At 70.4% G+C, this 11,314-nt stretch carries 10 protein-coding genes and 1 riboswitch; of the genes, 7 read left to right on the top strand and 3 right to left on the bottom strand.

What is annotated here, in order from left to right; translation table 11 throughout:
* The 4 genes from VGW35_13545 to VGW35_13530 form a co-directional block, all read left to right on the top strand.
* Positions 1–1,079, top strand: a 1,079-nt coding sequence (locus VGW35_13545) for an ABC transporter substrate-binding protein (protein HEV8308680.1), incomplete at its 5' end; no start/stop codon positions are given.
* Positions 1,080–1,295: 216 nt separating this feature from the next.
* A complete protein-coding gene (locus VGW35_13540; protein ID HEV8308679.1) occupies positions 1,296–1,880 on the top strand; it encodes an O-methyltransferase in 585 nt (194 codons plus the stop codon).
* A 4-nt stretch (positions 1,881–1,884) separates the two neighbouring features.
* Complete coding sequence (locus VGW35_13535; GenBank protein HEV8308678.1) at positions 1,885–2,637, top strand: ABC transporter ATP-binding protein; 753 nt, start codon at positions 1,885–1,887, stop codon at positions 2,635–2,637.
* 18 nt (positions 2,638–2,655) lie between these two features.
* The gene (locus tag VGW35_13530) at positions 2,656–3,150 is read left to right on the top strand and encodes a cupin domain-containing protein (protein ID HEV8308677.1); all 495 of its coding nucleotides are present in this window, start codon (positions 2,656–2,658) and stop codon (positions 3,148–3,150) included.
* Positions 3,151–3,289: 139 nt separating this feature from the next.
* Here VGW35_13530 and VGW35_13525 read toward each other — a convergent pair whose 3' ends face one another.
* Positions 3,290–5,266: a S9 family peptidase gene (locus VGW35_13525; GenBank protein HEV8308676.1), complete on the bottom strand. Its 1,977-nt coding sequence runs from the start codon at positions 5,264–5,266 to the stop codon at positions 3,290–3,292.
* Between the two features lie 39 nt (positions 5,267–5,305).
* Between VGW35_13525 and VGW35_13520 the strand changes: the two genes are divergently transcribed.
* The 3 genes from VGW35_13520 to thiC all read left to right on the top strand — a co-directional run bounded on the left by VGW35_13520 (position 5,306) and on the right by thiC (position 8,710).
* Complete coding sequence (locus VGW35_13520; protein HEV8308675.1) at positions 5,306–6,376, top strand: alcohol dehydrogenase catalytic domain-containing protein; 1,071 nt, start codon at positions 5,306–5,308, stop codon at positions 6,374–6,376.
* 17 nt (positions 6,377–6,393) lie between these two features.
* Positions 6,394–6,834, top strand: a complete 441-nt coding sequence (locus VGW35_13515; protein HEV8308674.1) for a heme-binding protein — start codon at positions 6,394–6,396, stop codon at positions 6,832–6,834.
* Between the two features lie 51 nt (positions 6,835–6,885).
* Positions 6,886–6,995: riboswitch (TPP riboswitch) on the top strand.
* Positions 6,986–8,710: a phosphomethylpyrimidine synthase ThiC gene (gene thiC, locus VGW35_13510; protein HEV8308673.1), complete on the top strand. Its 1,725-nt coding sequence runs from the start codon at positions 6,986–6,988 to the stop codon at positions 8,708–8,710. It overlaps the preceding riboswitch by 10 nt.
* Positions 8,711–8,747: 37 nt before the next feature.
* Here thiC and VGW35_13505 read toward each other — a convergent pair whose 3' ends face one another.
* Positions 8,748–9,965, bottom strand: a complete 1,218-nt coding sequence (locus VGW35_13505; GenBank protein HEV8308672.1) for a Xaa-Pro peptidase family protein — start codon at positions 9,963–9,965, stop codon at positions 8,748–8,750.
* 343 nt (positions 9,966–10,308) lie between these two features.
* On the bottom strand, positions 10,309–11,190 hold the full coding sequence (locus VGW35_13500) for a carbon-nitrogen hydrolase family protein (GenBank protein ID HEV8308671.1): 882 nt from the start codon (positions 11,188–11,190) through the stop codon (positions 10,309–10,311).
* Positions 11,191–11,314 lie beyond the last annotated feature (124 nt).

Here is an 11,314-nt window from a genome sequence, read left to right as displayed (position 1 = left end):
CGATGTGGCTGGACGAGAACGGCAACCAGATCGCTGGCCGCAAGGTCGAGGTCATCGTGGAGGACACTCAGGGGCAGCCGAACATCGCCCTCACCAAGCTCCAGAAGCTCGTGGAGAGCGACAAGGTCCAGGTGCTCGCCGGCGGGTTGTTCGCGCACGTGGGCTATGCCCTGGCGCCGAAGGTGGACCAGCTCAAGGTCCCCATGCTCTACCCCGTCATGGCCGCGGACGACCTGACGCAGCGCAAGCCGGCGAGATGGGTGGTGCGCAACGGCTGGACCTCGAGTCAGCCCAACCATCCCTTCGGCGAGTACGTCGTGAAGACGCTCGGCTACAAGAAGGTCGTCACCGTCGCCATCGACTACGCGTTCGGATGGGAGCAGGTCGGCGGCTTCCAGAAGACGTTCGAGGAGGCGGGCGGCCAGGTCGTCCAGAAGCTGTGGCCGCCGCTCGGCACCACGGACTTCGCGCCGTACCTGTCGCAGATCCGCCGGGACACCGACGCCGTCTTCGCGGTGATGGTGGCGGCCTCCGCCCTGCGCTTCCCCAGACAGTACCAGGACGCCGGGCTGAAGGGGCGGTTCCCGCTCATCGGCGGCGGGACGACCTTCGACGAGTTCGTCCTCCCCTCGCTCGGCGACGAGGCCGTCGGGGGGATCACCCCGCTGATCTACAGCGCGGCGCTGGACACGCCGGTGAACCGGCGGTTCGTCAAGGAGTACCGGGCCAAGTTCGGGAAAGTGCCGGGCTACTACTCGGAGACCTGCTACACGGCCGCCCGGTGGATCGCCGAGGCCGTCAAGGCGGTCGGCGGCAACGTCGAGGACCGGGAGCGCTTCCTGGCCGCTCTCAAGAGGATCGAGATCCCCGACGCCCCGCGAGGCCCCATCAAGCTCGACGCCCACGGGAGCCCGGTCCAGAACATCTACGTGCGCAAGGTGGAGAAGCGGGACGGCGAGCTGTGGAACACCGTGATCCACACGTTCCCGGCCGTCTCCCAGTTCTGGAAGTACCCGCCGGAGGAGTTCCTGAAGGAGCCCGTGTACAGCCGGGACCACCCGCCGTGCCGCCACTGCTAGGTCCCTTCGGGGGGGTCTCGGAAGCCCCCCCCGATGCCCCCCCTGACGGCGCGCCGCAAGACGTCGCGGGGCTGGGGCCCCGCCGTCCGAGGCGCGCGAACCCAAAGTGGCGGCGGCTAAGCCGCCGCTCGGAGCACTCCTCGATGCACCACGCGCTCGGTGGCCGGCGCTGCGTTACTCCGACACGCTGCTAGAGACCCGCAGGCTGTGATCCCCATGGACAGCACCCGGCTGAGCCTGCTCGAGGAGCTCGCGCGGTTCGGTGACGAGAATGACGCCCGCGAGACCGAGCGCGCGAAGCGGATGCTGAACATCACCCCGGACACCGGCCGGCTGCTCTGGATCCTGATCCGATCGTCGCGGGCCACGCGCATCCTGGAGGTGGGCACGTCCAATGCCTATTCGACCATCTGGCTGGCGGACGCCGTCCAGCCCCTGGGGGGGCGGGTCACCACCCTGGAGCGGAATGCCGGGAAGGTGAGACTGGCGCGCGAGAACCTCACCCGGGCCGGGCTCCTCGACCGGGTGGAGATCCGCGAAGGCGCGGCCGCCGAGACCCTGGCGGCCCTGCCGGGTCCCTTCGACTTCGTGTTCCTCGACGCCGACCGGCCGAGCTACCGCGTCTACCTCGACCTGGCGCTTCCCAGGCTGACACCCGGCGGCCTGCTGGTGGCGGACAACGTGGTCTCGCACGCGGCGGAGCTCCAGGACTACCTGGCCCGGGTCAAGTCTCATCCCGACCTCTTCTCGGTCACCGTGCCCATCGGGAAGGGGGAGGAAGTCTCGTTGAAGCTGCGGTGAGCCGATGGATGCGGCGGCCTGCGCGCTGACCCTGTCCGGGGTGTCGAAGGCGTTCGGCGGGCTGCGCGCCGTCGAGGGGGTCAGCCTGGACGTCCAGCCCGGCGAGCGTCGCGCCATCATCGGCCCGAACGGCGCCGGGAAGACCACGCTCTTCAACTTGATCAGCGGAGAGCTCCCGCCGAGCGCGGGGCGCATCACGCTCTTCGGCCGGGATGTCACCCGGCTCCCCCCGCATCGCCGGGCCGCCCTGGGGCTCGGGCGGACCTATCAGATCACCAACCTCTTTCCGCGACTCACGGTCCTCGCCAACTGCCTGCTGGCGGCCCAGGCGCTGTCCCCCACCAAGCTGCACCTCCACCGGCCGCTCCGCCGCTACCCGCGGCTGTTCGAGCGGGCCCGGGCGGTACTGACGGCGGTCGGGCTCGCCGACAAGGAGACCGAGACCGTCCGCAACCTGTCCCATGGCGAGCAGCGGCAGCTCGAGATCGCGCTGGCCCTGGCCGGCGCCCCGAAGCTCCTGCTGCTCGACGAGCCCACCGCCGGCCTGTCCCCGGCCGAGTCTCACTTGATGACTGCGCTCCTGAAGACCCTCGATCCGGCCATCACCATCCTGATCATCGAGCACGACATGGACGTCGCCTTCGCGCTGACCAACCGGATCACCGTGCTCCACTTCGGGAAGGTCGTGGCCGACGGGGTCGGGGACACGGTCAAGGCCAACCCCCTCGTCCAGGAGATCTACCTGGGCACGGGATAGGCTCACGGAGGTCGTGACGTGCTGCCCAGGCTCCTGATCCCGGCTCTCCTCCTGGTCGCTCGCGCGCTCGGCGCTCAGCCGGCAGACCCGCCGGTGATCGTCGACCCGTCGACGGCCAAGTTCCAGGTTTTTCCCAGCGTGCCCGCCTGCTTCGAGACGGCGGTGTTGCGGGGCGATGCGTCGCAAGGCCCGTCGGCGGTCCTGGTCAGGGCCCAGCGGGCATGCGCGATCCCGCTCCACTGGCACACGCCGAACGAGAACATCGAGATGATCTCGGGCGTCGGCATCGTCACGATGAAAGATGGATCGCCGCTCAGGCTGAAGGCCGGCGCCTACGCCTATCTTCCCTCCCGGCACCCGCACGTGTTCGCCTGCGCCGGCGCGTGCCTGCTCTTCATCTACCAGGACGCGCCCTTCGACATCCACTACGTGGATGAGAACGGGCGGGAGATCCCGCTCGAGCAGGCCCGGCAGGGGCTCGAGCGCGAGCGCCGGAAGTCCCCCGGCCGGTAGTTCTTCGGGGGGGTTTCGGAAGACCCCCCCGATGCCCCCCTCGGTGGCGGCGGCACAGCCGCCGCTCGGAGCGCTGATCGAGGCATCGCGCGCTTTGGGGGCGAGTGGCGGGGTTAGTCCGACACGCTCCCAGGCGGCCTCAGGGCGCCGTCGAGCTGCGGCCTCCCAGGCAGGCCGCCAGGAAGCGCTCCACCTCCGCGTAGTGCCGGATGGCGTTCCGCCAGTTGCCGTAGTCCCGCCGGTGCCCCTCGTCAGGGAACACGACGAAGCGGACGTCCTTCCCGGCCCGCTGGAGCGCCTCCACCATCTGCTCGGACTCGCGGAGGCTCACCCGCGGGTCGTTGGCACCGTGAATGATCAGGATGGGATGCTGGGCGCGGTCGGCCCGGAAGAGCGGCGACCGCTCGTCGAGCCGCCGGCGGCCCTCCGGGCTGTAGGGATCGCCGATATACTTGAGGAAGCGCGGCGCATAGCTGAGCTTCCAGTAGGCCGGCATGCGCTCGAAGAGGGTGACCAGGCTCGACATCCCGACGACGGAGACGCCGCAGGCGAAGACCTCCGGCGTGAACGTCATCCCGACCAGGGCGGCATAGCCCCCGTAGCTCCCGCCGTAGATGGCCACGCGGGCCGGGTCGGCGATGCGGCGCGCCACCGCCCAGCGGACGCCGTCGATCAGGTCGTCGTGCATCTTGCCGGCGTACTCGCCGATCGCCGCCTCCATGAAGCGGCGTCCGTAACCGGTGGAGCCCCGGTAGTTGACCTGGAGCACCGCGTAACCACGGTTGGCCAGGAACTGGATCACGCGGTCGTAGCCCCAGTGGTCGCGGGCCCAGTGGCCGCCGTGGACGACGAGGACCATCGGCCCCGGCGCCCGGAATCCCGGCGGCCGGGTGAGGTAACCGTGGAGCCTGAGCCCGTCCCGGCTCGTGAACGTGACAGGCTCGGTGACGCCGAGCGCCCCGGCGAAAGCCATCGTGTGTGAGCGACCGAGGAGGGCCGGCGGCGTGCCCCCCAGGTCGATGAGGTAGGACTCGTGCCCCCTCTCGGTGTACATCTCGACCGTCCCCCGCCGCTCGGCATCGTCCAGGGTCAGGAGGCGCAGGCCGGTCGGGGTGTTGCGCCGGAGCGGCCGCAGCGCCGCGGCCACGGCCGGGTCGAAGACGTGGACCTCGGGGTAGTCGGGGTGAGCGAAGGCGACCAGAGGCATCCGCGTCCGCTCGCTGAGCAGCACCCACTCGACGTCGGACCGCGGGTGCTCGTGGACGACCGACTCGGCGCCCGTTCCGAGGTCCACCCGGAGGAGCGCGCGGCGCTCCCGGCCGCGGCTCGACAGGAGCCAGAGGCCACGGTCGTCCGGGGTGACGCCGAGCAGCCGGACGTCGACCTCCTCGAGGTCGAAGGTCTGAAGCGGCGCCCACGCGCCGTCCCGCCGGACCTCCAGCACCCGGGCGTCCGAGCCGCCGTGCCGGAGCCGGGCGCGCGGGCGGCCCTCCCCGTCGGTCATCCAGTCCACGACCTCTCCCGGGTTCTCCGCGATGAGCGTGGCTTCGCCGGTGGCGAGGCTGACCCGGTAGAGGTCGAAGAGGGTCCGATCGCGCCGGTTCGAGCCGACGACCACGTGCTCCGGATCGCCGCGCGGGACCCGATGGATCCACGAGCGAGCACCCGGCCAGGGCGTGAGATCCACCGGGGGGGCGTGGGGGCGATCAGAGGAGGCGAGGTAAACGTGGTCGTTCTCGTCTCCCTGCCGGTCCTGCTGGTAGAGGATCCCGCGGCTGTCCCGCGCCCACACGAACCAGAAGACCGAGCGCGGGGAGTGCGTGTCGATGACCCCCGCCTCGTCTCCCTCGACCCGACGGAAGTGGATCGTGGCGCGCCCGGCATGGGAGGTGATCCAGCCGACGCGGGTGCCGTCGGGGGAGATGCGATATCCCCAGTTCGACTGCGGGTGGGCGAAGATCCGACCGAGCGGGATCAGCTCGGGTGGGGCCTCGGTCACGGGCGGCGGCGGTGCGGACTGGCACGCCGCGACGAGCGCGGTGACCGCAAGGAGGCGCGCGAGGCGGCCCATCCGTCCCATGTCGGTGATGTAGCACGACGCGCCTCTCCGGTTCAATGTGCTCTCGCTCGCTAGAGCGACGGCGCGGGATGGTCTATGCTGGCCGGGGGGGACGGAACCATGAAGGCCATGGTGCTGCGCGAGCTGGGGGGCCCGGTCCGGCTCGAGGAGGTGCCGGTTCCGAAGATCGGCCCGAACGACGTCCTGCTCCGGGTGCGGGCGACGGGCGTCGGCCTCACCGTCGTCATCATGATCGCCACGCCCGGACGGGTGACCGGGTACCCGCGGATTCCCGGCCACGAGGTCGCCGGGGAGGTGGTCGAGGTGGGCTCCGAGGTCGCGACCGCGAAGGTCGGCGACCGGGTCACCTGCCACTTCTATCTCACCTGCAAGGTCTGCCCCTACTGCCGGAGTGGCCGGGAGACACTCTGCCCGGCCTTCCGCGGCAACGTCGGGATGGCCTGCGACGGCGGCTACGCCGAGTACATGGCGATCCCGGCCGTCAATCTCTGCCCCATCCCGCCGGGGGTGTCAGACCTCGAGGCGGCCATCGGCGCCGACGCGATCTGCACGCCGCTCCACGCCTGCCGGGAGGAGGCCCGGATCGGGCCCGGGGATCAGGTGCTGATCGTGGGAGCCGGCGGCGGCGTGGGGATCCACGCCGTCCAGATGGCTCGGCTCTGCGGCGGGCGGGTCCTGGCCGCCGACCTCGCCGACCCGAAGCTCGAGATGGCCCGGGCGGTGGGGGCCGACGCGCTGATCGACATCCGGCGCGAAGAGCTGACGAAGCAGGTGCTCGCGCTGACCGACGGGCGGGGCGTCGACGCCGTCATCGACACCGTGGCCTCCTCCGAGACGCTCGAGGCCGGCGTCCGCGCGCTCGCGAGGGCCGGTCGGCTGGTCATCATCGGCCACCGACCGTCCGAAGTATTCGGGGCCGATCCCACGTTCCGGGTGGATCCCCGCTGGATGCTCGAGCGGGCCCTCGAGATCCACGGCTCCCGCTACGTCTCGCTGGCCGAGATCGCCCAGACCCTGGAGCTGCTCCGCCAGCGGCGCATCCGGGCGATCGTGACGCGCGAGTTCCCGCTCGAGGGCGCCGAGGAGGCCCACCGGCTCCTGCGGCAGAACGCCCTGGTCGGCCGGGCCGCGCTCATGCAACCTTAGGAGTCGAAGAGGCCTCCATGGCGGGGATCACGCTCCAGCAGGCGACGACCATCGTCGAGGCCGCGCTCCGCAAGGCGCGCGAGATCGGCTGTGCCCCGCTGGCGGTGGCCGTCCTCGACGACGGGGGCCACTTGAAGGCCTTCGCCCGCGAGGACGGCGCGGGCATCGTGCGCCCCCAGATCGCCATGGGAAAGGCCTGGGGCGCGCTCGGGATGGGCGTCGGCTCCCGGGCGCTGGCCCGCCGGGTGGCGGAGCTGCCGCAGCAGCATCCCTTCTTCGCCGCGCTCAACGCCATGTCCGGCGGGCGGGTGGTGCCGGCGCCGGGCGGCGTGCTGATCCGGGACGCCAGCGGGGTGGTGGTCGGCGCGGTGGGAGTCTCGGGCGACGTCTCGGACAGGGACGAGGCCTGCGCCCTGGCCGGCATCGCCGCGGCGCAGCTGGTGGGCGACACCGGCTGACGGGCGATGCCCCTTGTGCTGCGGCGGCCGATCCTCTACAGTGGTGGGGTCGGCCTCTATCGCGGGAGCTCGGGGAACCGGGCTGAGAGGGCGGCTACCGCCGCCGACCGCACGAACCTGATCTGGGTAATGCCAGCGAAGGGAGGCAGCGATGCCAGCGTCCCGCAAGATCTACGTCACCGGCTCTCGTTCCGACCTCCGTGTCCCCGTGCGCGAGATCGCGCTGTCGGGCGGCACCCCGCCGGTGAGGCTCTACGACTCGAGTGGCCCCTACACCGACCCCGAGGCCCAGGTCGACGTGAAGCGCGGGCTCCCGCCGTTGCGGCACTCCTGGATCCTCGAGCGCGGCGACGTCGAGGAGCTGCCGGGCGCTTCGTCCCTCTACCGGCGTCAGCGTGAGGAGGACCCGTCGCTCGGTGGCGTGAGGTTCGCCGCGCTCCGCCGTCCGTGGCGGGCCAGGCCGGGTCGGCGGGTCACGCAAATGCACTACGCCCGTCACGGGCAGATCACGCCGGAGATGGAGTTCGTGGCGCTCCGCGAGGGCGTGGCGGCCGAAGTCGTCCGGGAGGAGGTCGCGCGCGGCCGCGCCATCATTCCCGCCAACGTCAACCATCCCGAGACCGAGCCGATGGTCATCGGCCGCCGCTTCCTGGTGAAGATCAACGCGAACATCGGCAACTCGGCCGTCACTTCCTCTATCGAGGAAGAAGTCGAGAAGATGACCTGGGCGACGCGCTGGGGGGCCGATACCGTGATGGACCTCTCGACGGGCAAGAACATCCACGAGACTCGGGAGTGGATCCTGCGCAACTCGCCGGTTCCCATCGGCACGGTGCCGATCTACCAGGCGCTGGAGAAGGTCGGGGGCAAAGCCGAAGAGCTGACCTGGGACCTCTATCGCGACACGCTGATCGAGCAAGCCGAACAGGGCGTGGATTACTTCACCATCCACGCCGGGGTCCTCCTGCGGTACATCCCGATGACCGCCCGCCGGGTGACCGGCATCGTGTCGCGGGGCGGCTCGATCATGGCCAAGTGGTGCCTCGCCCACCATCAGGAGAGCTTCCTCTACACCCATTTCCGCGAGATCTGCGAGATCATGGCCGCCTACGACGTGAGCTTCTCGCTCGGCGACGGGCTCCGGCCCGGCTCGATCGCGGACGCCAACGACGAGGCCCAGTTCGCGGAGCTGGACACGCTCGGCGAGCTGACGACGATCGCCTGGGAGCAGGACTGCCAGGTCATGATCGAGGGACCGGGCCACATTCCGATGCACCTGATCAAGGAGAACGTGGACCGGGAGCTGGTGGCCTGCGCCGAGGCCCCCTTCTACACGCTGGGGCCGCTCACCACCGACATCGCCCCCGGCTACGACCACATCACCTCCGCGATCGGCGCCGCCATGATCGGGTGGTTCGGGACCGCCATGCTCTGTTACGTCACGCCGAAAGAGCACCTGGGACTCCCGAACAAGAAGGACGTGAAGGACGGCGTGATCGCGTACAAGATCGCGGCCCACGCGGCCGACCTCGCCAAAGGCCACCCGCGGGCCCGCCAGTGGGACGATGCGCTGTCCCGGGCGCGCTTCGAGTTCCGCTGGGAGGATCAGTTCAACCTCTCGCTCGACCCCGAGACGGCACGCACCTTCCACGACGAGACCCTCCCGGCCGAGGGCGCGAAGCTGGCGCACTTCTGCTCGATGTGCGGGCCGAAGTTTTGCTCCATGAAGATCACCCAGGAGATCCGGGAGTACGCCAGCAGCCGAGGGGTGGCCGATGAGACGGTCGCCGTCGACCAGGGACTCCGCGAGAAGGCGGAGGAGTTTCGGCAGAGCGGCGGCGAGATCTATCGTCCGGCGTCGCCCCCGGCCGGGTAGCCGAGGTCCGGCCGGCTCACCGGACCTCGCGGCGACGTCAGAGCAGGAGTCGGTCCTCGTAGTCGATCCGCGACAACACTCGTGGCGCTCCCTCGGTCACCAGGACCATGTCCTCGATGCGCACTCCGGCCCCACCCTCGACGTCGGGGACCCACACCAGCGGCTCGACGGCGAACACCATGTTGGGCTTGAGCTCGTAGACCGACGCCCCTTTCATGGTTTCCCCGATGTAGGGAGGCTCGTTGGCGCCCATGCCGATGCCGTGCCCGATGAACAGGCTGAACAGGTGCTCCTGGAGGCCGAACTCGGCGATCTTGGCCACGATGGCGTTCGAGACGTCGAGGTTGGTCTTCCCCGGCCGCATGGTGGCGATGCCGGCTTGCAGGCCCTGGAAAACGGCCGTGTAGACCTCTTTCTGCCGCTGCGAGGGCCGGCCCACGATCGTCATCCGGCCGATGTCCGCGAAGTAGCCGTTCCACATCGCGCCGATGTCGATGAAGCACACGTCGCGATTCCGGATGAGCTTGTCGCTGCAGATGCGATGGGGCGGGGACATGTGCTCCCCGGAGGCCACGAAGGGCGTGATGACGTGCGCCATCTCACCGCCCAGGTAGTAGAGCGTCTGCATGGCGTCGCCGGCCACCTCGCACTCACGCCGGCCCTCGCGCACCGCGTCCAGCGCCCGCCGCGTCACCGCCTCGCCGATGGCGCACGATTCCTCGATGACGGCGATCTCTTCCGGGAGCTTGATCAGCCGCGCCCGCTGCATGGCCGAGTCGCCGTCGACCAGCTCGACCTCCGGCAAGAGGCGGTGGATCGACTCGATCAGGATCATCGTGGGCTGGTCCACGCCGATGCGGGCCCGCAGCAGCCCGTGTCGAGCGAGCGCCGGCTTCAGGACGGAGCTCACGAACCCTTCGACGAGCCCGCGCTCCTCCATGATGGGGATGGCGTGGACCTCGGCGAGCCAGGGCATCTTGGCCAGGGCCCGATCGCGCTCCCCGCCCGAGCAGAGCAGGATCGGCTCCGCCTCCCGGGGAAACAGCACGCCGTTGAGCGAGCTGCTCTTCCCGGCGATCAGCTGCGCCCGCAGGCCGGTGAGGTAGCGGACGTTCTCGTCCTTCCAGACCAGGACGGCGTCGAGCTTCTGCTCCGCCAGCTGGGCGCGGGCCTTCTCCACGCGCTGGCGGCGAAGCTCGGCGTAATCCACCCGCGCCTCGTAGTCGACCTGGAACTGGCCCCGTGCGTAGCTCATGCGTCGGCTCGACCTCGCGTCGGATGCGCCACCTGGCGGGTGATTCTGGGGCTCCGTGACCGCCTAGTCTCTTCGGAGGGGGCCTCCGCGGCCCCCTCCGAGACCTCCCCCAGGACAGGTTGCGCCGGCAAAGCCGGCGCTCGGAGCGGGAACAGCAACCGTCGGCGGTCTGGCGTTCGCGTAGCGCTTGTTAACCCGACAGGCTCCCAGCCGCGGCGGGGCGCCCTCCCGCCACGACTATGACCCCGTGACTAGTACGTCACCTCGACGAGCGTCCCCTTGGCGAGCCGATCGGATGACCGCGTCCGCCAGCGGCGTGCTGCGCAGGCCGGCCCGCGCGATCTCAATCCGGTGACTGGGTCTGGGAGGGGGCCGTCGGGCCCCCGTCCCGTGACTTCGGGAGCATCTTGTCGTAGAGCTCCGGCCGCTGCCACTGCGTGAGCACGCCGGCCTTGGCGGCGTTGGCGATCTGCGAGCCCACCCCGTCCCGCTGAGCTCGTAAGTCGCGAACCCGCGCCAAGTCGATGTCGAGCAGGAACATCCCGGGCTGCGTGCTTTCGAAGACGACCTCCTCGGGCGTGGCGACCATGGCCAGCCCCCGCTGATCAGGCCCGAACAGGTTCTGGGTCGTCACGACCACGGCCAGGTTCTCGATCGCGCGTGACCAGATCAGGTTCCTCCACGACGCCCACAGGCGGAGTTTGTCGACCCCGGCCGGCAGGAAGATGACCTCCGCGCCGCGCAGCGCGAGGGCCCGGCTGACTTCCGGGACGTACACCTCACTGCACATGGCCAGGCCGAAGACGCCGTGCTCGGTCTCGAAGACGGGGAAGTCCTCGCCCGGGACGTACTCGAACTCCCAGTAGGCCCCGCCGGTATAGATCCATGGCCCCGGCGGATGGGTCCGCCGGTACCGGCCCGGCGTCCCGCCCGAGGGCCGGGCCAGGAGCAGCACGTTGTGCGCGCGGCGGCTGCCGTCGTCGAGCGGCTCCAACGTGCCGAACTGGACGTACACCCCACAGCGCCGAGCCGCTCCCGCCAGCTCGTCGGTCGGATCGAAACGGGCCGGCATTCGCCAGGGCCCCGGATACGTCTCCGGAAAGGCTACCACCGCGGCCCCCTGCCGGGCGGCGGCCTCGACGTGCCGGATGGCGTCGGCCACGTTGCGGGCATCGTCGGGGGGTCGATGCGCGAGCGGTTGGACGAGGGCCAGCTTGAATCCCATGACGGTCACGCGACGCCGAGCTATCGAGCGAGGGTCCGGCCGAGCATCTTGGTCTCGCGCCCCTGCCCGAGCCCCAGGCTGCGGATCGCATCGACCGGGCCGGGATTTACCATGCTGAACGGGT

Source organism: Candidatus Methylomirabilota bacterium (assembly GCA_036005065.1).
In the GTDB taxonomy this organism is placed as follows: Bacteria; Methylomirabilota; Methylomirabilia; order Rokubacteriales; family DASRDR01; genus DASYQW01.
The sequence above is the reverse complement of the archived record's forward strand: the minus strand, read 5'-3'. Positions and strand labels throughout refer to the sequence as shown.